The sequence below is a fragment of the Streptomyces sp. NPDC053431 genome (assembly GCF_044544925.1).
GTDB lineage: Bacteria > Actinomycetota > Actinomycetes > Streptomycetales > Streptomycetaceae > Streptomyces.
Genome location: NZ_JBITXX010000016.1, coordinates 147,224 through 168,487 on the forward strand (window position 1 = coordinate 147,224; position 21,264 = coordinate 168,487).

Below are 21,264 nucleotides of genomic sequence, written 5' to 3' on the forward strand. Positions count from 1 at the left end.
TGCTCCGAGGCGTCTGGGGCAAGATGGCCCGGTGACAAGACGCTTATGGCTCCTGGTCGTCGGCGCCGTCCTCGCCCTGGGCGGCCTCGCGGTCTTCCTCACCCTGCGCGGCCTGGACGCCGCCGACAAGTGGAGCAGTGTGCTCAGCCTGTTCTTCACGGTGGCGGGCTTCGCCCTGACGCTGGCCGGCCTCCTCGCCCGCGGAGCGGGACAGGCGGCGGACCGGGCCGTCGCCGGGGGAGACCTGCGGCAGATCCGCGGGGTCAAGGGCGACGTGGTCATCACCGCCGTGCGCGGCGGGCCGGCCGCGGTCGGCGACGGCGGCTCCGCTCCGGGCGACGACCCGGGGGCCGGCGGCGGGGCACAGTCCGCCCAGGGGGCCCGGGCCGGCGGGGACCTGACCCAGATCGACGGCGTCGACGGCTCCGTACGGATCGAGTCGCGGCCCGACACCCCGTGAAGGGGCTGTTCAGGCGCTGGCTGCGGGGGCCCGGCGGCCTCACCGCCGAAGGCGCCACCGCGGCCGGCAACATCACCCTCATCAGCCACGTCGAGGGCTCCGTCACCCTCGTGGACGCGCCGCCCCCGGCCGTGCCCGCCTTCGACGAGGCCCTCGCCCGCTACGCCGCTCTGGTGCGCCAGCGCTACGGCCGCCTCGACCTGGACGTCCTCACCCCGCTGCACGAGCAGGACGAACATCCGGCCGTCCGGCTCCGCGACGTCTTCGTGCCGCAGACGGTCAGGGCCGACCCGCCCCCGGTAGAACTGCCCCAGGAGCTCCTGCGCCGGCTGATGGACCCCCGGCAGGCCGAGTCCCTGCGGCTCCCGCCCGGCGTCGACCAGGAGACCGTGCGGCGGATCCGCCAGGCCTATCAGGCGCGGCCACCGCTCCCGGTGCTCGACGTCCTCGCGGGCCCGGGGCACGACCGCCTCGTGGTGCTCGGCCACCCGGGCGCGGGCAAGTCGACGCTCGCCCGTTACCTCGCCCTCGCCCTCACCGGCGACGAACCCCCGGCCGCCCTCCGGCCGCTGCGCGGCCGGGTCCCCCTGATCGTCGAACTCCGCGACTACGCCCAGGCCGCGTGGCGTGAGCGCGGCTTCGAGGACTTCCTGGAACACCGGTACGCGACCGAGGGGCTCGGCCTGCCGCGCGCCCTCCTCACCCCCGTACTCGAAGGCACCGGTCCGCGCACCGCGCTCGTCGTCTTCGACGGGCTCGACGAGGTCTTCGACCCGGGCCTGCGCGACACCGTCGCCCGTCGCATCGCCGGCTTCGCCGCACGCCATCCGAGCGCCCGGATCGTCGTCACCTCACGCGGTTACGGCTACCAGCGCGCGGTCCTCGACGGCGCGGGCTTCGCCGACGTCATGCTCCAGGACCTCGAACGCGAGCAGATCGGGTCCTTCACCGCACGCTGGTTCTCCCTCTCCTGCCCCGACGACCCCGGGCGGGCGGCCCGGCTGACCGAGCGGGTGCTCTCCGCCGTCGACGGCTCCCGGTCCGTACGCGAGCTCGCCGGCAACCCCCTCATCCTCACGATCCTCGCCATCATCGGCCGCCGCCGCGAACTCCCGCGCGACCGCCGGGCCGTGTACGAACACGCCGTGGCCGTCCTCGTCGAGCACTGGGACCCCGGCAAGTACCTCAAGGACCGCCGGGTCGAGGAACACCTGCCGTACCTCGGCGCCGAGGACCGGCTCGAACTGCTGCGTCTCATCGCCCGTCGGATGCAGGAGGGGCACGGAGGCATCGCGGGCAACCACATCGCCGGCCCCGACCTCATCGGCGGCTTCGAGGACTACCTCAAGGGCCGCTACGAACTCCCCGCCGACCGGGCGGTCCTCGCGGCCCGCGTCATGCTCGACCAGTTCCGGCACCGCAACTTCGTCCTCAGCCGCTTCGGCGGCGAGGTCTACGGCTTCGTCCACCGCACCTTCCTGGAGTACCTGGCGGCGGCGGACATCGCCCACCGCTTCCACCAGGAGCGCTCCCTCTCGCAGGAGGAGCTGCAGGAGCTCTTCGCGACGAAGGCCGAGGACCCCGCCTGGCACGAGACCCTGCTGCTGCTCGTGGGGATGCTCGACGAGCGTTTCGTGGCGGGGGTGGTCGAGCGGCTGCTCGCTCCGCGGGTGCCGGCCCGCCGGCTCGCCTCGGAGGCCGACCGGGCCGCGGCCGGCCTGCCGTTCGCGGCCCGCTGCCTCGCCGAGGTGCGCAGGCCCGGGCTGCTCGCCGCTCAGACCACCCTGCTCGTCGACCGGCTGATCCGGCTGCTGGAGCTCTGCCGGGAGTACCGCGAGGGCTTCGACATGCGCAGCCCCGGGCTCGAGGACGTCGCCGCCGCCTTGCGCGGGCTGGGCGAACGCGCCCCGCGCCGCTTCCTGGAGTGGCACGACGACTGGTGCCGCGGCAACGAGGGGCGGGGACCGCGGGCCGTCTCCCTGGGGGTTGGTTCGGAGGCCGCCGAGATCCGCCTCAACCTGCTGCGGGGCGGGCCCGAGCCATGGCACCTGGCGGTCCGGCGCCTGGCGGTGGAGAGCCCCGATCCCTGCACCCGCTGGGTGGCGGCCTGGACCGCCTCCGAGGAGGGGCTGCCCGGGGCCCCGGAGCTGCTGCGGGACCGCGCCGGCGACGACCCGCATCCCGCCGTGCGGGCCGTCGTGACGGAGGAGATCGGATACGACCCGGAGCCGGGACCGGAGACGGTGTCCTTCCTGCTCGGCCGCCTCCGGACGGAGACCGATCCCGCGGTGCGGAGAGCGGTGTTCGCGAGTCTGACGAGGACGGCGCTGGAAGCCCCGGAAGCGCGGGCATGGCTGCTCGGCGTGCTGCGGGACGGCGACGCCGAGGCACGCGTCGGCATCGCCGACGGGATCACCCTCGACCAGGTCCCTGACCCCGAGATCCGGGCCCTGATGATCCGGATCGCCAGGGACGGAGGACCGGGGGAGTGCCGGAGCGCCCTGCGGTCCCTGGCCTTCACCCCCGATCGTGGCGACGACCCCGAGCTGCTCGCCATCGCCCTGTCCAGGGCCGGGGATCCCCGTGACTCCGGTGTGCGCCTCGCCGCCCTGGACGCCCTCGCGGGTCTCGCCGAACGGCACGAGGGGGCGCGCGCCGCGGTCCTGCGCGGGGCCCGTTACGACCCGGACCCGCAGATCAGGGCCAGGACCGTGGAGATCGTCGGCCGCTGGCGGATCTCCGGCGGGGACGTGCGGGACCTCCTCCTGGACCGGGCGCGACACGACGGGAGCCCGGAGGTCCGGGCGGCGGCCCTCCACGCGTACGGCCTGGTGCACACGCTGCGCGTGGTGGACGTCGCAGCCGTCGAGGTGATCGTGGGGCGGGCGTGGTCGGACGCGTCGCCCGCGGTCAGGCGGGCTGCGGGCGAGGCCCTGTTCGCGCTCGACGCGCTGACCGAGGTCGCCGCCCCGGAGCTGCTCGCCGTCGCGCGCCGGCTCGCCGTGGAGGACGCCAGCCCCGAGGTCCGCGCCGCCATGCTGGGCGTCTTCATGGACCGGGCCGACCGGGCCGACGGGGCCGACCGGGCCGACCGGGCCGGCCAGGAGGAAGGGGCGGACGGGCCCGGCGGGGCGGAGGGGGCGGACGGGGTCGGCGTGGCGGAGGGGGCGGACGGGGTCGGCGTGGCGGTTCGGGGCGAGCGCGTCGACCGGTCCGCCGGGTCGCGCCTCGTCCGCGCCCGGGCCGTGGACGATCCGAGCCCCGAGGTCCGCGCCGCCGCGCTCGGGCTGCTGCGCGAGGGGCGTCGTGACCTCGACACGCTCACCCTCGCGCGGGACCGCGCGGAAAGCGACGAGGACCCGGAGGTGCGGCAGACCGCCCTCCGGGTCCTCGGTGATCTGGGCCGCGACGATCCGCGGACCCTGGACCTGCTGCGCCGAGCCGTGGACCGGGACGGCTCGGCCGACGTCCGGGGCCGGGCCGCGGGGCTCCTCGGGATCCTGGAGAGGGGAAGCCGTGAGCAGCAGGCGGCCCGGGCCGGCGTCACATCACCAGCGACAGCAGCAGCACGAGGACGATGCCGACCACCGAGATGATCGTCTCCATCACCGACCAGGTCTTGACCGTCTGACCGACGCTCAGCCCGAAGTACTCCTTCACCAGCCAGAAACCGGCGTCGTTGACGTGGCTGAAGAAGAGCGAGCCGGCGCCGATCGCCAGGACCAGCAGCGAGACCTCGCCCGTCGACATGCCCTCGGCGAGCGGGGCCACCAGGCCGGCCGCCGAGATGGTCGCCACCGTGGCCGAGCCGGTCGCGAGCCGGATCGCGACCGCGATCAGCCAGGCGAGCAGCAGGGCGGGGATCGACCAGTCCTTCGAGAAGTCGAGGATCATCTGGCCGACGCCGATGTCGATCAGGGTCTGCTTGAAGCCGCCGCCCGCGCCGACGATCAGCAGCACGCCCGCGATCGGGGCGAGCGACTTCTCGACGGTGGAGGAGATGCGCTCCTTGCTGAAGCCGGCCGCCCGGCCCAGGGTGAACATCGCGACTATGACGGCCGCGAGCAGGGCGATCAGCGGCGAGCCGATGACGTCGGTGACCTTCTGCACGCCGTTGTCCGGGTCGTCGACGACGATGTCGACCAGCGCCTTCACCAGCATCAGGACGACGGGAAGCAGCACGGTCGCCACGGTGACGCCGAAGCCGGGCCGCTTCTCGAGCTCCTCCGAAGGCCGGGTGGGGATCATCCGCTCCGGGGCCGGGACGTCCACCCAGCGCGCGGCGACCCGCGAGAAGAGCGGACCGGCGATGATCACGGTCGGGATCGCGACGAGCAGGCCGAGGGCGAGGGTGAGGCCCAGGTTGGCGCCGACCGCGTCGATCGCGACGAGCGGGCCGGGGTGCGGCGGGATGAGCCCGTGCATGACGGACAGACCGGCGAGGGCGGGGATGCCGATCCGCATCAGCGAGTAGTTGCCGCGCTTGGCGACGAGCAGCACGACCGGGATCAGCAGCACGATGCCGACCTCGAAGAACAGCGGCAGGCCGATCACCGAGGCGATCAGGACCATCGCCCACGGCATGGACCGGCCACCGGCCTTCGCGAGGATCGTGTCGACGATCTGGTCGGCACCGCCGGAGTCGGCGAGCAGCTTGCCGAGGATCGCGCCGAGCGCGATGAGCACGCCCACACCGGCCACGGTGTTGCCGAGCCCGGTGGTGAAGGACTTGATGGTGTCCGCGAGCGGGGCGCCCGCGAAGGCGCCGAGCGCCAGCGACCCGATGGTCAGGGCGAGGAACGCGTGCAGCTTGAACTTGGTGATGAGCAGGACGATGACGGCGATGCCGGCGAGGACGGCGATGCCGAGCTGGGCGTTGCCCGCCGAGGTGATCGGTTCGGCGGCGTCCGCTGCCAGGATCTCGACGCTGAGACTGGTCACGGTGGGTCCCTTGGGGGTCAGAGGGATGGGGACGGGGGGTGCGGGGGGTGCGGATCAGTCGGCGAGTCGGCGCAGGGCGGCGACGGCCCGGGCGGTGATGTCCTCCGGGGTGCCGGAGACGTCTACGGCGACGCCGGCCTCGTCCTCCTGGAGCGGCTGCAGGGTGGCGAACTGCGAGTCGAGGAGCGCGGTCGGCATGAAGTGGCCCTTGCGCGCCGCCATGCGTTCCTCGATGAGCGTCCGGTCGCCGGTCAGATGCAGGAAGACCACGCCGGGGGCGGCCGCCCGCAGCCGGTCCCGGTAGCTCCGCTTCAGCGCCGAGCTGCTCACCACGCCGCCGAGTCCGGCGCGGCCGTGCGCCCACGCCCCGATGGCGTCGAGCCACGGCTCCCGGTCCGTGTCGTCGAGCGGGACGCCGGCGGACATCTTGGCCACGTTGGCCGCGGGGTGGAAGTCGTCGCCCTCCGCGTAGGGGAGGCCGAGGGCCCGGGCCACCATCGGGCCGATCGTGGTCTTGCCGGTGCCGGCGACGCCCATCACGACGACGACCGGGGGACGTTCCGTCGTGCCGGGCCGGGGGGTGGTGCTCATGGGTGGTGCCTCGCTGTCTTCTTCGACATCGATCCGTCGCGCTCATGAAACCCATTGAGTACGACGTATTCAAGAGCCTGTGACATAAAAGTCGTACTTTTTGTTCCCGGCTGTGGTCCCGTCACGGAACGCGCATAGGCTGACCACATGACGACACCGGCCCAGGGGCTCCACCCGCACGTCCTCGGCACCCTGGGTCTCGCGATCACCGCCGGGGAGTACCCGCCCGGCAGCGTGCTGCGCACCGACGAGCTCGCCGAGCGCTTCGACGTCTCCCGCACCGTGGTGCGCGAGGTGGTCCGCGTGCTGGAGTCCATGCACCTCGTCGAGTCCCGGCGCCGGGTCGGCGTCATCGTGCTGCCGACCGAGCGCTGGAACGTCTACGACCCCCAGGTCATCCGCTGGCGCCTGGCCGGCGCCGACCGGCCCCGGCAGCTCCGCTCGCTCACCGTGCTGCGCTCCGCGATCGAACCCGTCGCCGCAGGGCTCGCCGCGCTGAACGCCACCCCCGAGCAGTGCCGCGAACTCACCGAGCAGGCCCTCGGCATGGTCGCCACCTCGCGCGGCCGCCGGCTGGAGGCCTACCTGGTGCACGACATCGCCTTCCACCGGGTCGTCCTCAACGCCTCCGGCAACGAGATGTTCGCCCGGCTCGGCGACGTGGTCGCCGAGGTGCTCACCGGCCGCACCCGCCACCAGGTGATGTTCGAGGACCCCGACCCGGCCGCCGTCACCCTCCACGTCCAGGTCGCCGAGGCCGTGCGGGAGAAGGACTCGGCCCGGGCCGAGGAGCTGACCCGGCAGATCGCGGTCGGCGCGCTCAAGGAACTGGACGTCCTCGCTCCGTGACGGCGCCTCGGCGGTCCGTCCCTCCGTACCTGACCTCGGCATCACGCCGTACATCCGTACGTGACCTCGGCATCGCGCCGTACATCCACACGTGACTTCCGAACCACGCCGTACACCCGCGCGTGACCTACGAATCACGTTGTACACCCGCGCGTAACCTCTGAACTAGCTCAAATATGGGCGTTCAGTGACATCCGCCACAGTCAGCGGCCGCCGTTGCCGTGAGGATGTGCGCGGGCCGTGCCGGAAGTCCCCACAAGGGCACGGCCGGGTACCGCACAGACCCTCCCCCTCACGAAGGCGAACAACTCCATGAGTGACCGCAGCACTGCGGCCGACCCGCTGTCCGCCACCCCGGCGACTCCCACAGCGGCTTCGTCGGCCCCCTCGGTGTCCTCCCACGTGGACGCCGGCGACGCCGGATACCGCAAGGACCTCAAGTCCCGGCACATCAACATGATCGCCATCGGCGGCGCCATCGGCACGGGCCTCTTCCTCGGCGCCGGTGGGCGCATGTCGAACGCCGGCCCCTCCCTCTTCATCGCGTACGCGGTGTGCGGCCTCTTCGCCTTCTTCGTGGTCCGCGCCCTCGGCGAGCTGGTGCTCTACCGCCCGTCCTCCGGTGCCTTCGTGTCCTACGCCCGTGAGTTCATGGGCGAGAAGGGCGCCTACACGGCCGGCTGGCTGTACTTCCTCAACTGGTCGACCACCGCCGTCGCCGACATCACCGCCGCGGCCACCTACGCCCACTTCTGGTCGATGTTCAGCGACATCCCGCAGTGGGTGCTCGCCCTGATCGCGCTCGCGATCGTCCTCGCCGCCAACCTCATCTCGGTGAAGTACTTCGGCGAGATGGAGTTCTGGTTCGCCATCGTCAAGGTCGCCGCCCTGGTGATCTTCATGGTCGTCGGCATCTTCCTCGTCGCGACCTCCCACGACGTCGGCGGTCACACCCCGGGCCTGCACAACATCACCGAGAACGGCGGCATCTTCCCGAACGGCGTCATGCCGATGCTGCTGCTCATCCAGGGCGTCGTCTTCGCCTACGCCTCCGTCGAGCTGTGCGGCGTCGCCGCCGGCGAGACCGAGAACCCCGAGAAGATCATGCCCAAGGCGATCAACTCGATCATGTGGCGCGTCGGCCTCTTCTACGTCGGCTCGGTCGTCCTGCTCGCGCTGATCCTCCCGTACACCGCGTACTCGGGCGACCAGAGCCCCTTCGTCACCGTCTTCGACAAGCTCGGCATCCCCGGCGCCGCCGGCGTGATGAACCTCGTCGTGCTCACCGCCGCGCTCTCCAGCCTGAACTCCGGCCTCTACTCCACCGGTCGCATCCTGCGCTCGATGTCCCTGGCCGGCTCCGCGCCGAAGTTCACCGGCGTCATGAACAAGGGCGGCGTCCCCTACGGCGGCATCCTGCTCACCGCCGGCTTCGGCGTCGCCGGCGTCGTCCTCAACGCCCGGATGCCCGAGGACGCCTTCGAGCTGGTGCTCAACTTCGCCTCCATCGGCATCATCGGCACCTGGGCGATGATCATGGTCTGCTCGCTGCTCTTCGCCCGCCGCGCCAAGGAGGGCAAGCTCGTCCGCCCCTCGTACCAGCTGCCCTGGGCCCCGTACACCCAGATCGTGACGCTCGGCTTCCTCGCCACGGTGCTGGTCCTCATGTGGATGGACGGCGGCGTCGGCCGCACCACCGTCAACTGCCTGCCGCTCATCGCCGCGGCGCTGGTCGGCGGCTGGTTCCTGGTCCGCGGCCGGGTCCGCGCCACCGCGGGCGCCCGCCAGGAGGACTGACCTCCCCCCTTCCCGCCCCAACGGGAAGCCCCTCCTTCCCCCCACGGGAAGCGCGAGACCCCCGCGAGCAGCCCTCCCTGCCCGCGGGGGTCTCGTCCGTCAGCGCCCGCCGACGGCGTGGGTACGGGGACGGGCGTCGGCTCGGTCGCGATCTCCCGCGGTCCGCCGCTCTGACCCGGCTCCGGCCGGATCACCGGCGACACGGCCAACGCGTCCACGAACGGCTCGAGTTCACCGGCCGTCCGTTCCCCCTGAGGCTGCGTCATGTCATCACCGGCGAAGACCTGACAGGGACGGGCGAAGGTCGCGGGCTGGGCGTAACCTGGCCGATATCGTCACATCCGTAACGCGGATCACCGTTTCGGAGGAAGGAAGTCACGATGGCGCAGCAGGTCCAAGGGGTCATCGCCCCCGCCAGGAACGAGCCGGTGCGGGTCGAGACGATCGTCGTGCCCGATCCCGGCCCCGGCGAGGCGGTGGTGAAGATCCAGGCCTGCGGGGTCTGTCACACCGACCTCCACTACAAGCAGGGCGGGATCAACGACGAGTTCCCCTTCCTCCTGGGCCACGAGGCCGCCGGGATCGTCGAGTCGGTCGGCGCGGGCGTGACCGACGTCGCCCCGGGCGACTTCGTGATCCTCAACTGGCGTGCCGTCTGCGGCCAGTGCCGGGCCTGTCTGCGCGGCCGCCCCTGGTACTGCTTCGCCACCCACAACGCGAAGCAGCGGATGACCCTGCTCGACGGCACCGAGCTCTCCCCGGCGCTCGGCATCGGCGCCTTCGCCGAGAAGACCCTCGTCGCGGCCGGTCAGTGCACCAAGGTCGACCCGGCCGTCGCCCCCGAGATCGCGGGTCTCCTCGGCTGCGGTGTGATGGCCGGCATCGGCGCCGCGATCAACACCGGCAACGTCGGCCGCGGCGACTCCGTCGCCGTCATCGGCTGCGGCGGCGTCGGCGACGCGGCCGTCGTCGGCTCCCGCCTCGCCGGGGCGGCGAAGATCATCGCCGTCGACATCGACGACCGGAAGCTGGCCAAGGCCACGGAGATGGGCGCCACGCACACGGTCAACTCCCGGACCACGGACCCCGTCGAGGCGATCCGCGAGCTCACCGGCGGCTTCGGCGCCGACGTCGTCATCGAGGCGGTCGGCCGACCCGAGACCTACCAGCAGGCCTTCTACGCCCGCGACCTGGCCGGCACCGTCGTCCTGGTCGGCGTCCCGACCCCCGAGATGAAGCTGGAACTCCCGCTCCTCGACGTCTTCGGCCGCGGCGGCGCCCTCAAGTCCTCCTGGTACGGCGACTGCCTGCCGTCCCGCGACTTCCCGATGCTCATCGACCTGCACCAGCAGGGCCGGATCGACCTCGGCGCCTTCGTCACCGAGACCATCGGACTCGGTGACGTCGAGAAGGCCTTCGCGCGGATGCACGAGGGTGACGTCCTGCGCTCGGTGGTGGTCCTCTGATGGCGGCCCGCATCGACCACCTGGTCACCTCCGGCACCTTCAGCCTCGACGGCGGCACCTGGGACGTCGACAACAACGTCTGGATCGTCGGCGACGACAGCGAGGCGATCGTCATCGACGCCGCCCACGATGCCGAGGCCATCCTCGCCGCCCTCGACGGGCGCACCCTGCGCGCCATCGTCTGCACCCACGCGCACGACGACCACATCGACGCGGCCCCGGCCCTGGCCGCCGCCACCGGCGCCCGGATCCTGCTGCACCCGGCCGACCAGCCGCTGTGGAAGCTGACCCACCCCGATCACACCCCGGACGGGGACCTCGCCGACGGTCAGGTCCTCACCATCGCCGGGACCGACCTCCGCGTCCTGCACACTCCCGGCCACGCCCCCGGCGCGGTCTGTCTGCACGCCCCCGACCTGGGCACGGTCTTCACCGGGGACACCCTCTTCCAGGGCGGCCCGGGCGCGACCGGCCGGTCTTTCTCGGACTTCCCGACGATCGTCGCGTCGATCCGGGAGAAGCTCCTGGTCCTGCCGCCCGAGACCACGGTCCGCACGGGCCACGGCGCCACGACCACGATCGGCGCGGAGGCCCCGCACCTGGAGGAATGGCTCAGGCGCGGCCACTGAGCCGCAGCCGGCTCTCGAACCGCAGCGGGCCGCCGCCGAAGGGGTCGGTGAACTCCAGGCTTCGCGCGAGCAGTTGCAGCGGCCGCTCGAAGTCCTCCGCCCCCTCCTCCCGCACGACCGGGAACAGCGGGTCGTGCAGGATCGGCAGCCCGAGCGCGTTCATGTGCACCCGCAGCTGATGGGTACGCCCGGTCGCCGGCACCAGCCGGTACCGGGCGAGTCCGCCCGCCAGCCGCTCGGCCGACTCGATCCGGCTCTCGCTGTTGGGCTCGCCGGGCACCTCCCGCGCGGCCAGGGTGCCGCGCTCCTTCTCGATCCGGCTGCGCCGGGTCACCGGCAGTTCGAGCCCGGGGTCGTACCCGGCCACGGCCTCGTACTCCTTGCGCACCGCCCGGTCCCGGAACAGCGTCTGGTACGCCCCCCGGTCCTCCGGCCGTACGACGAACAGCACGAGTCCCGCCGTCAGCCGGTCCAGCCGGTGCGCCGGCTGCAGCGCCGGTATCCCCAGCTCCCGCCGCAACCGGGCGACCGCCGTCTCCGTCACGTGCCGCCCCCGCGGCATCGTCGCCAGGAAGTGCGGCTTGTCCGCCACGACGATCCGCTCGTCCCGGTACACCACCCCGACCTCGAACGGCACCCGCTGCTCCGCCGGGAAGTCCCGGTGGAACCAGAGGTACCGGCCGGCGGCGTACGGCTCGTCGCCGTCCACGGCCCGCCCGTCGGCCCCGACGAACCGCCCCTCGCGCACCATCGCGGCGACCCGCGCCTCTCCGACGGCCCCGCCGTACCGCGCCACGAGATGCTCCCGCACGGTCCCCCAGGCCCCGTCCGGGTCCTCGGGCAGGCGCAGCCGCACGGCGTCGATGCCGTCCCGCTGCGGGAGAGGGGAGGAGGGGGCCTGGGATCTGCGTCTCACCCGACCACCCTAAACGTCCCCTGACATGCGAAAAGGCCCCACATCAGTGGGGCCTCTCCGGCTGGTGTCCGAGGGGGGACTTGAACCCCCACGCCCGATAAAGGGCACTAGCACCTCAAGCTAGCGCGTCTGCCATTCCGCCACCCGGACCAGGTGTTTTCGTCTTCTTGGGCCGTTCGGCCCCTTCCGACGAGGAAAACCATAGCAAACATTCGAGGTGGTCGATCACCACCCCTTCCCGGTCTCGGCATGTGACAGCCGCATGTCGGCCCGCGGACGCCCTTGGGCGTCGAGCGGGGCGCGCGGGAGGATGGGGGAGATCAGCAGCAGTCCACGTGGGGCACGTAGGGGAAGGAAGCAGCGTGAGCGAGTCGAACACCGGCCGGGGCGTCACGGGCGAGGACGAGGTCGTCGACCTCTGTCGTGACCTCATCCGCATCGACACCAGCAACTACGGCGACCACTCGGGCCCGGGCGAGCGGGCGGCGGCCGAGTACGTCGCGGAGAAGCTCGCGGAGGTCGGCCTCGAGCCGAAGATCATCGAGTCGCACAAGGGGCGGGCCTCCACCGTCGCCCGGATCGAGGGCGAGGACCCGTCGCGGCCGGCCCTGCTCATCCACGGCCACACCGACGTCGTCCCGGCGAACGCCGAGGACTGGACCCACCACCCCTTCTCGGGCGAGGTCGCCGACGGCTGCGTCTGGGGCCGGGGCGCCGTCGACATGAAGGACATGGACGCGATGACCCTCGCGGTCGTCCGTGACCGGCTGCGCAGCGGCCGCAAGCCGCCGCGCGACATCGTCCTCGCCTTCCTCGCCGACGAGGAGGCCGGCGGCACCTACGGCGCCCGCCACCTGGTCGACCACCACCGTGACCTCTTCGAGGGCGTGACGGAGGCGATCGGCGAGGTCGGCGGCTTCTCCTTCACCGTCAACGAGAACCTGCGGCTCTACCTCGTCGAGACGGCCCAGAAGGGCATGCACTGGATGCGGCTCACCGTCGAGGGCACCGCTGGCCACGGCTCGATGACCAACGACGACAACGCCATCACCGAGCTGTGCGAGGCCGTCGGCCGGCTCGGGCGGCACACGTGGCCGGTGCGCGTCACCAAGACCGTACGGTCCTTCCTGGACGAGCTCTCCGACGCGCTCGGCACCCCCCTCGACCCCGAGGACATGGACGCCACGCTCGCCAAGCTCGGCGGCATCGCCAAGATGGTCGGCGCCACCCTGCGCAACTCCGCCGCCCCGACCATGCTCGGCGCCGGCTACAAGGTGAACGTCATCCCCGGCCAGGCCACCGCGCACGTCGACGGGCGCTTCCTGCCCGGCTACGAGGAGGAGTTCCTGGCCGACCTCGACCGCATCCTCGGCCCCCGCGTGAAGCGCGAGGACGTGCACGGCGACAAGGCCCTGGAGACCAGCTTCGACGGCGCCCTGGTCGACGCGATGCAGCTGGCCCTGCGTGCCGAGGACCCGATCGCCCGGGCCGTGCCGTACATGCTCTCCGGCGGCACCGACGCCAAGTCCTTCGACGACCTCGGCATCCGCTGCTTCGGCTTCGCGCCGCTCCAGCTGCCGCCCGAGCTCGACTTCGCCGGCATGTTCCACGGCGTCGACGAGCGGGTCCCGGTCGACGGCCTGAAGTTCGGCGTCCGGGTCCTCGACCGGTTCATCGACGCGAGCTGACGATCGGAAAATCGGCCACCCGTTCAGGTCTGCCCGGAAAGAGTGAATGCCCCAGGGGGCTCGTAGCCCCCTCCCTTCCCCCTCGTTGGAGGTGATGCGGTCCGCGGCTGGGACCGCTTTTGCCAACAAGGAGGAATAATGATCAAGAAGGTCGTCGCTGCTGCGGCTGCCACCGGCGGTCTCGTTCTCGCGGGTGCGGGCATGGCCGTTGCCGACGCGGGTGCCCAGGGTGCGGCCATCGGTTCCCCCGGTGTCCTCTCGGGCAACGTGGTCCAGGTGCCGGTTCACGTTCCCGTCAACGTGTGCGGCAACACGGTGACCATCATCGGGCTGCTGAACCCCACCTTCGGCAACACCTGCGTCAACGCCTGACGTCGCGCCTCGACCCCCTGAGGGTCTGAGCCAAGGCCGGCCCCGGAGTGCGCGCCATGCACTCCGGGGCCGGTGGTCATTTCTCGCGAGCCGAGCAGGCAGGGAAGCAGGTCATCAGCAATGCGACAGGTCACACGCATCATCACCCGCAAGAGCATCTTCACCGTCGCCGCGGCGGGCGGCATGATCGCCCTCGGCGGCGGCTACGCCCACGCCGACGCGGGCGCCGCCGGTGCGGCGTCCCACTCGCCGGGCGTCGCGTCCGGCAACAACGTCCAGGTGCCCGTCCACGCGCCGGTCAACGTCTGCGGCAACACCGTCAACGGCGTCGGGCTCATGAACCCGGCGTACGGCAACTCCTGTGCCAACAAGAGCGGCCAGGGGGGCGGCTATGGCGACGAGTACGGCTCCGGCTCATCCGCCGGCGGCCACGCCTCGAACTCGCCCGGCGTCGCCTCCGGCAACCACGTCCAGGTGCCGATCGACGCCCCGGTCAACGTGTGCGGCAACAGCGTCACGGCCGTCGGCCTGGGGAACGCGGCGTCCGGCAACGACTGCGGAAACGGCACCGGACCGACGCACCCGGGGAATCCGGGGAACCCCGGCAATCCCGGGAACCCGGGGAATCCTGGGAACCCCGGCAACCCGGGCAATCCCGGGAACCCCGGCACCCCCGGCAACCCGGGGACGCCCGGCACTCCGGGGAATCCCGGCACCCCCGGCACCCCCGGTAACCCGGGGAATCCCGGCACCCCGGGTACGCCCGGCGGTCCCGGCGACTCCGGTGGCCACCAGCCCGGGAACCCCGGCACGCCCGGCGGCCCGCAGGGGCCGAACACGCCCGGTACGCACACGGTCACGCCGCACCGGCCCACCGAGGAGCTCGCGCACACCGGTGCCGGGACGCTCGGGGTGGCCGTCCCCCTCGGCGCGGGCATGCTGCTGGCCGGCTCGGTGATCTACCGCCGGGCGCGCCGCGGCGCGTAGCACGTCCCCCCTGGGAAACCGGAAGGGCCCCGCACCGCGGGGCCCTTTCTCATGTCACCAGGTGGCTCGGATCTGACGGATGATGCGCCGTCGCAGCCGCACCCGGCGGCTGCCGTCCCGGTGCAGGCTCAGGCGGTCCAACTCCCAGTGTCCGTACTCCGCACGGTCGGTCAGAAGCCGCGTCGCCTCCTTGCGGGAGACGCCACGCGGCACGTACACGTCGACAAATTCGTATTCCGGCATCGCATCTATTGTGCGGCCAAGGGGTCGGTACGGATAGCGTCTGTCCTATGTCTGATGCTGCGCAGCCCACCGCTGCCGAGGTACGTGCCGCCGCCGAGGCGGTCAAGGCCGCACTGGACCGTCACCTCGCGGCGGTCGAACGCCGCACCGGGGACGACGACCCGGCCGTCTACGAGGCCTTCAACGCGCTCGCCGCGGCGGCGGAGGCGTACGACGAGGCCCTGTACGACCGGTACGACGAGGTCACACCCTTCGAGATCCCCGGCGCCGACGACTCCCTGCCGCCCTACGCGGGGCCGGAGGAGCCGCACGCGCTCAGCGTGCTGATCCGCCGAGACTACGCCGTGGTGGAGCCGCAGCGGCTCATCGCTCAGGCCCGGCGTGTCACGGACCTCGAGCGGGACGAGGAGGCGGGGACGACCCACGCCGCGCTCGGTGTCCTCTTCGGCGAGTACGAACCTGACGAAATCGCGTCCCGTCACAAGGAATTCGGCCTGGAGGAGGGCGACTCCACCCTGTGGGTCGAGGTCGCCGAGGACCTCCCGGAACCGGGCGAGTGGCTGCACGCCCCCTTCGACCACGCCGACCCCGAACGGATCGTCTGCCGTTTCGACATCAGCGCCGTCTTCGACGACGAGGACGAGCCGGACGAGGAACCGCTGGAACGCGTCCCCCGGGCCTGACGGAACGCTTCGACCGGACGGCGGCCGGGAGCGACAGCCGTCACCGAACGCTGCTCACGGGCGCTCCTCCCGCATGTGTCACGCGGGAGGGGCGCCCGTCGGCTCGTGGTGCCCCTCAGGCCTCGTCGTCGTCCTTCAGGAGCGCCTCCAGGAGCGGGCGGAGGCGGGTCGTGCGCTCCGCGGGCAGACCCTCGGCGACCGCGCGCGGCAGCGCCTGGTCCACGCCGTGGACGACGGACAGATGCCGCTCGGCGCGCCCGAACGCCGTGTAGACCCAGGCCCGGCTCAGGCCCCCGGCCGCGTCCCCGGGCAGCACCACGACTGCGGCCGGCCAGCGCGCGCCCGCCGCCTGGTGCGCGGTCAGCGCCCAGCCGTGCCGCAGTGCCGGCTCGACCCGCTCCTTCGGCACGACGACCCGCTCGCCGCCGCAGTCCAGGTGCAGGCCCGCGGCGTCGGCCGACACGACCGTGCCCGTGACCGTACGGCCGGGGGCGGGGGAGTGGGCCACCCGGTCGCCCGGGTCGTAGCCGCCGAAGCGGCCCGGGCCCGGGTTGAGCCGCTGCTTCAGGGCGGCGTTCAGGGCGCGGGTGCCGGCGGAGCCGCCGTGCCCGACCGTGATCACCTGGGTCTGCTCGGCCGGCACGCCGATCGCCCGCGGGATCGAGTCGGCGACCAGCTGCACCGTGCGGTGCACCGCCTCACCGGCGTCCCGGACCGGGACGATCACGACCTCCTTGCCGGGGGCGTCCACCTGGTGCAGCTCGCCGATGCCGATGCCCGAGACCAGCTCGCCGAGCGGGCCCGGGTCCGGCGTGCGGGAGGCGATCTGCGGGGCGAGCCGGGCGGCGAGCAGATCCGCGAAGACCCGGCCCGGACCGGGCGCTCCGAGGACGTGCGGGTCGCCGGACAGCACCAGACGGCAGCCGTCGGGCAGCGCCTCGACCAGCGCGGCGGCGCTCTCGACGTCGAGCTGCGGCGCGTCCAGGACGCACAGCAGGTCGAGGGCGAGCGCGCCCTCCGCGTCCCGGCCCGGGCCGGCGGCGCCGGACAGCAGGGCGGCGAGGGGCACGGCGCCGTCGCGGGCGGTGTGCGCCGCGAGCGCGGCCCGCAGGCCTCGGGCGCGGGCGGCCTCGGCCAGCGCGGCCGGCTCGGCGCGGGCGGCCTCACCGCCGGTGTGCAGCACGAGCCCGTGCGCCCCCGCGGCGCGGGCCAGCTCGGGGCCGTCCCACTCCGCCGCCTCGACCGTACGGATCAGGCGGGCGAGTCCGTCGGCGAGGCTCTCCTCGGCGAGGGCGTACCGCTCGAGGCCCAGCAGCACGGGAGCCTGCGGCTCCTGCGCCGCGGCGGCCGCCGGCTCCGACTCCTCCTCGAACTCCTCCTCGCCCTCCTCGTCCTGTGGCTCCTCCTCCTGGAAGACGAGCACCGCCGCCTCCGAGACGGCGAGCTCGACCGCCTTCTCGGGCTCCGGCACCGACAGCTTGGCCAGTCCGTCCCGTACGGCGCCGATCTCCAGGGCCGTGTGCCCCTTGAGGGCCGCCTGCTCCAGGAGCCACGCGGCCAGGGCCACCGCGCGGCGCGGATCGGCGGGACCGCACTGGGCGCCGAGCAGCGCCCGCGCGAAGCCGTCCGCCTGCTCGGGCCGCACCCCCGGCACGGAGAGCAGCTGCCACGGATCGTCCTCCAGGGCGCGCGCCGCGCCCTCGCCGAGCACCGTGGCCACCTGGCCGGCGAGCGTCTCCGGGGCCCCGCCCCGCGCGAGGACCTGCCGCACGGCCGCCGTCGTCTCCTCGGTCACCACGGGGGCCCGGGGCGCCGGCGGGCGCACGGTCGTCTCCGGCGCCGTGGCCGGGGCCGGCCGGGGCGGAGCCGCCGGCGCCTCGACGCGCGGGACCGCCACCGGCTTGGCGCCGCTCTCCACGGCCCGTACCGCCGCCAGCAGATCGGCGGCCGTCCCGCTCAGTTTTCCGCCGGCCTCGACGGGGCCGCCCCGCTCGGCCTTCCGCTGCTCGATCCGGGCCCGGAACTCCCGCTGCGCGGCGAGCTCCGCCTCCGCCTCGGACAGCGCGGGCGTCTCCGCCGCGGCCTGGCCGCTCGCGGCGGCCGCCCCCTCGGCCCCTTCCGCCGCACCGGACTCCGCGCCCTCGGCGCCGTCCCCGTCCCCGTCGGCCGGGTCCCCGGTCCCGGCCGCGTCCGCGTCGACCGCCTCGGGGCCGGAGGCGGTCGCGGTGTCGGGTGCCTCCGCGCCGTCCGTCGGCTCGGCGGCCGTGGGCTCTTCAGGCTCGCCCGGCGGGGTGGCGGCGGCCTCGGGCGGGGTGTCGCCGGAAGGCTCGGTCACAGGGTGCTCCAGTCGTGATCCGGGTAGCGGTGCACGGGCGCCGACACGTCGTCGAGAGCCCTGCAGATCTCGTCAGGAAGACTAAGGCTCTCCACTGACAGCGCAGCCGTGAGCTGCTGCGCGTTGCGCGCGCCGACGATCGGCGCCGTCACTCCGGGGCGGTCGCGGACCCAGGCGAGGGCGACCTGCAGCGGGGTCGTGGCCAGGCCGTCCGCCGCCGTGCTGACCGCGTCCACGATCCGGCTCGCCGTCTCGTCGAGATACGGCTCCACGAACGGGGCCAGGGCCTCCGAGCCGCCGCGCGAGTCCGTCGGTGTGCCGTGCCGGTACTTGCCGGTGAGGACCCCGCGGCCGAGCGGCGAGGAGGGCAGCAGCCCGATGCCGAGGTCGAGGGCGGCCGGCAGCACCTCGCGCTCGATGCCCCGCTGGAGCAGCGAGTACTCCATCTGCGTCCCGGCCAGCCGGGTGCGCTCCCCGGCCAGCTGCCAGGTGCCCGCCTTGGCGAGCTGCCAGCCGCAGAAGTCGGAGACGCCGACATAGCGGGCCCGGCCGGTGCTGACGGCGATGTCGAGCGCCTGGAGGGACTCCTCCAGTGGCGTGTACGGGTCGAAGGCGTGGAGCTGCCAGAGGTCCACGTAGTCCGTGCCGAGCCGGGCGAGCGAGGCGTCGAGCGCCGCCAGCAGGTGTCCGCGCGAGCCGTCGGTGCGCCGGTCCGGGTCGGGAACGCTGCCCGCCTTGGTCGAGATCACCAGATCCCGGCGCGGCACCAGGGCCTTGTCGCCGACGAGTCGCCCGAGCAGATACTCCGCCTCGCCGCCCCCGTACACGTCCGCGGTGTCCACGAGCGTGCCGCCCGCGTCCCAGAACGCCTTCAACTGCTCGGCCGCGTCGTGCTCGTCGGTGTCCCGGCCCCAGGTGAGGGTGCCGAGCCCGAGCCGGGACACGCGCAGGCCGGTACGTCCGAGATGCCTCTGCTCCATGGCCGCGAGATTACTGGCCACGGCACCACGGGGAGAGAGCCTGTGGACAACCTGTCCACAGGCGGTGCCCGTACCGTCCCGGATCGCCTCCTGACGGATGTGGGGGCCGCGCGCTAGAGTCCCGCAGACAGGGACGTTACCGATGGGTAAGGGGTACGTGGCATGCGGCTCGGCATCAACCTCGGCTACTGGGGCGCGGGCATGGACGGCGACAACCTCGCCGTGGCCCAGGAGGCGGACCGCCTCGGCTACGACGTCTGCTGGGCGGCGGAGGCCTACGGCTCCGACGCCCCGACCGTGCTGTCCTGGGTCGCCGCCAAGACCGAGCGGATCGACGTCGGTTCGGCGATCATGCAGATCCCGGCGCGGCAGCCCGCGATGACGGCGATGACCGCCGCGACCCTCGACTCGCTCTCCGGCGGCCGCTTCCGCCTCGGCCTCGGCGTCTCCGGACCGCAGGTCTCCGAAGGCTGGTACGGCGTCAAGTTCGACAAGCCGCTGGCCCGCACCCGCGAGTACGTCGAGATCGTCCGCAAGGCCATGTCCCGCGAGCGCCTCAGCTACGAGGGCGAGCACTGGACGCTGCCGCTGCCGGACGGCCCGGGCAAGCCGATCAAGCTCACGGTCCACCCGACCCGCCCGCACATCCCGCTCTACATCGCGGCCATCGGCCCCAAGAACCTGGAGCAGACCGGCGAGATCGCCGACGGCGCCCTGCTCATCTTCCCGGCCGCCGAGCACCTGGAGGAGACCGCGCTGCGCCACCTCCGCGCGGGCCGTGAGAAGGCCGGGCTCACGATGGAGGGCTTCGACGTCCACCCGACCCTGCCGCTCGCCCTCGGCGACGACATCGACGCGCTGGCCGACATCTTCCGCCCGTACACCGCCCTCTACGTCGGTGGCATGGGCAGCCGCAAGCAGAACTTCTACAACCAGCTCGCCCAGCGCATGGGCTACGAGAAGGCCGCCGCCGAGATCCAGGACAAGTACCTGTCCGGGGACAAGGAAGGCGCCGCCGCGGCCGTGCCGCGGCAGCTCATCGACCAGACCACCCTGCTCGGCTCCGTCGACCGCATCGCCGACCGCATGAAGGCCTACGCGGCGGCCGGCGTCACCACCCTGACCCTCGCCCCGGCCGGCTTCACCCTGGACGAGCGCCTCGCGGCGCTGCGGGCGGGCGTCGAGGCCCTGGAGCGGGCCGGACTCGCGTAAGGCCCCGGAACACGTCTGCGGCCGTGGTGGGGGCTCGGGGGTCTTCCCCGCCACGGCCGTCACGCAGCACAACGCGTGAGCGCCCCCGGGGTTACGCGCCCCGCCACACCTCCCGCGCCGCATCTCCCGTACGCCGTTCGGCCCAGCCTCCGGGCCCTCGTGTTGCCCGCCCCGGCGCGGCGCACTTGACTCGTACACCACGGAGGTGCCAGCCATGCTCACGGCCAAGAACCTGTTCCAGGAAATCATCGACAACGACGAGTCGTTCCAGCTCTTCTGCTCCATCGCCGCCAGCGGCGAGGCGCAGGGCGGCTGGGAGAACGGCCGGATCGCCGCGCTCGTCGCCCCCGGCCTGCGCGACCTGGCCCCCAAGATCTCCCGGCACGGTGCCGACGAGGACAAGCACGGCCGGATCTTCCACGCGCTGATGAGGAAACGCGGGCTAGAACCGGTGCCGGTGCCGCCCGAGACCGACTACACGATGCTCCTCGAACAGCGCGGGATCGGCCTCGCCCACGACAAACTGCGCCGCGAGGAGCCGCTGAGCGAGCAGGACATCGTCGTCTACCTCAGCCACAGCCGGGTCACCGAACAACGGGCCGCGGACCAGATGGAGTTGCTGGTCAAGTACTTCGGCGACCACCCCGAGCTCGGCCGGGCCATCCACATGATCGACAACGACGAGGTCAACCACCTCGCGTACTGCCACGAGGAGCTGCTGCGCCTGAACCGCCAGGGGCACGGACGGCTCATCCAGCGCGTCCTGCGGGAGTGCGCCCTCGCCGAGATCCAGGTCTACCGGGACGTCAGCCTCGCCGTGATGAGCCACATGGGCCGCATCCTGCGCTGGCCCAAGGCCAAGGCCGCCGTCCTCGCCGCCGGCATCCACGCCGTGTACGCGTACGAGCGGGCGGCCGGCTGGCACAAGATGGTCGACCTCAGGATGCCCGAGCGCCGCGACGCCCTCGGAGGGCCCGCGACCCCGGCCCCGGCCTTCTGAGACCGCCGCTCCCGGGACGGCCGGGACCGCGCCTGCGGCCGCCGGCCGGGACCGCGCGTCTCCGCCGGCCGGGACCGCGCGCCTCGGCCGACGCTCGGGACCGCGCGCCTCCGGC

Annotated in this window: 18 protein-coding genes and 1 tRNA gene; 12 read left to right on the top strand and 7 right to left on the bottom strand. The window is 73.1% G+C overall.

Annotated features, from left to right (window positions below):
* The first annotated feature begins 31 nt into the window (after positions 1-31).
* Together ACIGXE_RS30045 and ACIGXE_RS30050 are read left to right on the top strand one after the other, a co-directional pair.
* On the top strand, positions 32-460 hold the full coding sequence (locus ACIGXE_RS30045; protein WP_399752140.1) for a hypothetical protein: 429 nt from the start codon (positions 32-34) through the stop codon (positions 458-460).
* A complete protein-coding gene (locus tag ACIGXE_RS30050; RefSeq protein ID WP_399752141.1) occupies positions 457-4,056 on the top strand; it encodes a HEAT repeat domain-containing protein in 3,600 nt (1,199 codons plus the stop codon). The genes ACIGXE_RS30045 and ACIGXE_RS30050 overlap by 4 nt, the downstream gene beginning before the upstream one ends.
* Here the strand turns inward: ACIGXE_RS30050 and ACIGXE_RS30055 are convergent.
* On the bottom strand, positions 4,004-5,401 hold the full coding sequence (locus tag ACIGXE_RS30055; protein WP_399752143.1) for a gluconate:H+ symporter: 1,398 nt from the start codon (positions 5,399-5,401) through the stop codon (positions 4,004-4,006). The genes ACIGXE_RS30050 and ACIGXE_RS30055 overlap by 53 nt on opposite strands.
* A 54-nt stretch (positions 5,402-5,455) precedes the next feature.
* The gene (locus ACIGXE_RS30060) at positions 5,456-5,992 is read right to left on the bottom strand and encodes a gluconokinase (RefSeq protein ID WP_399752144.1); all 537 of its coding nucleotides are present in this window, start codon (positions 5,990-5,992) and stop codon (positions 5,456-5,458) included.
* Between the two features lie 147 nt (positions 5,993-6,139).
* Here ACIGXE_RS30060 and ACIGXE_RS30065 point away from each other — a divergent pair, with 147 nt between their 5' ends.
* The 4 genes from ACIGXE_RS30065 to ACIGXE_RS30080 all read left to right on the top strand — a co-directional run bounded on the left by ACIGXE_RS30065 (position 6,140) and on the right by ACIGXE_RS30080 (position 10,733).
* Positions 6,140-6,841 carry a FadR/GntR family transcriptional regulator gene (locus ACIGXE_RS30065; RefSeq protein WP_399752146.1) on the top strand — a complete coding sequence of 234 codons (702 nt, stop codon included), beginning with the start codon at positions 6,140-6,142 and terminating at the stop codon, positions 6,839-6,841.
* A gap of 312 nt (positions 6,842-7,153) precedes the next feature.
* A complete protein-coding gene (locus ACIGXE_RS30070) occupies positions 7,154-8,638 on the top strand; it encodes an amino acid permease (protein WP_399752148.1) in 1,485 nt (494 codons plus the stop codon).
* A gap of 380 nt (positions 8,639-9,018) precedes the next feature.
* Entirely contained in the window at positions 9,019-10,104 is a 1,086-nt protein-coding gene (locus ACIGXE_RS30075) for an S-(hydroxymethyl)mycothiol dehydrogenase (RefSeq protein WP_399752150.1), read from the top strand.
* Positions 10,104-10,733, top strand: coding sequence for an MBL fold metallo-hydrolase (locus ACIGXE_RS30080; RefSeq protein ID WP_399752153.1), 630 nt, complete (start codon positions 10,104-10,106; stop codon positions 10,731-10,733). Before ACIGXE_RS30075 ends, ACIGXE_RS30080 begins: the two co-directional genes overlap by 1 nt.
* On the opposite strand, the gene ACIGXE_RS30085 is transcribed toward ACIGXE_RS30080, so the two are convergent.
* Complete coding sequence (locus ACIGXE_RS30085; RefSeq protein WP_399752155.1) at positions 10,717-11,649, bottom strand: pseudouridine synthase; 933 nt, start codon at positions 11,647-11,649, stop codon at positions 10,717-10,719. The genes ACIGXE_RS30080 and ACIGXE_RS30085 overlap by 17 nt on opposite strands.
* A 62-nt stretch (positions 11,650-11,711) precedes the next feature.
* A tRNA-Leu gene (locus ACIGXE_RS30090) sits at positions 11,712-11,799 on the bottom strand.
* Positions 11,800-12,011: 212 nt separating this feature from the next.
* Here ACIGXE_RS30090 and ACIGXE_RS30095 point away from each other — a divergent pair.
* The 3 genes from ACIGXE_RS30095 to ACIGXE_RS30105 all read left to right on the top strand — a co-directional run bounded on the left by ACIGXE_RS30095 (position 12,012) and on the right by ACIGXE_RS30105 (position 14,696).
* Positions 12,012-13,337, top strand: a complete 1,326-nt coding sequence (locus tag ACIGXE_RS30095; RefSeq protein ID WP_399752157.1) for a M20/M25/M40 family metallo-hydrolase — start codon at positions 12,012-12,014, stop codon at positions 13,335-13,337.
* Positions 13,338-13,475: 138 nt separating this feature from the next.
* The gene (gene chpH, locus ACIGXE_RS30100; protein WP_399752158.1) at positions 13,476-13,709 is read left to right on the top strand and encodes a chaplin ChpH; all 234 of its coding nucleotides are present in this window, start codon (positions 13,476-13,478) and stop codon (positions 13,707-13,709) included.
* A gap of 120 nt (positions 13,710-13,829) precedes the next feature.
* Positions 13,830-14,696, top strand: a complete 867-nt coding sequence (locus tag ACIGXE_RS30105; protein WP_399752160.1) for a chaplin — start codon at positions 13,830-13,832, stop codon at positions 14,694-14,696.
* Positions 14,697-14,750: 54 nt separating this feature from the next.
* Here ACIGXE_RS30105 and ACIGXE_RS30110 read toward each other — a convergent pair whose 3' ends face one another.
* Complete coding sequence (locus ACIGXE_RS30110) at positions 14,751-14,939, bottom strand: DUF5703 family protein (RefSeq protein WP_399752162.1); 189 nt, start codon at positions 14,937-14,939, stop codon at positions 14,751-14,753.
* 47 nt (positions 14,940-14,986) lie between these two features.
* On the opposite strand from ACIGXE_RS30110, the gene ACIGXE_RS30115 reads away from it, so the two are divergent.
* Positions 14,987-15,622: a hypothetical protein gene (locus ACIGXE_RS30115; protein WP_399752164.1), complete on the top strand. Its 636-nt coding sequence runs from the start codon at positions 14,987-14,989 to the stop codon at positions 15,620-15,622.
* A gap of 115 nt (positions 15,623-15,737) precedes the next feature.
* Here ACIGXE_RS30115 and ACIGXE_RS30120 read toward each other — a convergent pair whose 3' ends face one another.
* Both ACIGXE_RS30120 and ACIGXE_RS30125 read right to left on the bottom strand, forming a co-directional pair.
* Entirely contained in the window at positions 15,738-17,957 is a 2,220-nt protein-coding gene (locus tag ACIGXE_RS30120; RefSeq protein ID WP_399752166.1) for a helix-hairpin-helix domain-containing protein, read from the bottom strand.
* Positions 17,954-18,937: an aldo/keto reductase gene (locus ACIGXE_RS30125; protein ID WP_399752167.1), complete on the bottom strand. Its 984-nt coding sequence runs from the start codon at positions 18,935-18,937 to the stop codon at positions 17,954-17,956. The genes ACIGXE_RS30120 and ACIGXE_RS30125 overlap by 4 nt, the downstream gene beginning before the upstream one ends.
* A 162-nt stretch (positions 18,938-19,099) precedes the next feature.
* Here ACIGXE_RS30125 and ACIGXE_RS30130 point away from each other — a divergent pair, with 162 nt between their 5' ends.
* The gene (locus ACIGXE_RS30130; RefSeq protein WP_399752169.1) at positions 19,100-20,149 is read left to right on the top strand and encodes an LLM class F420-dependent oxidoreductase; all 1,050 of its coding nucleotides are present in this window, start codon (positions 19,100-19,102) and stop codon (positions 20,147-20,149) included.
* Between the two features lie 214 nt (positions 20,150-20,363).
* The gene (locus tag ACIGXE_RS30135; RefSeq protein ID WP_399752171.1) at positions 20,364-21,149 is read left to right on the top strand and encodes a ferritin-like domain-containing protein; all 786 of its coding nucleotides are present in this window, start codon (positions 20,364-20,366) and stop codon (positions 21,147-21,149) included.
* Positions 21,150-21,264: the final 115 nt, after the last annotated feature.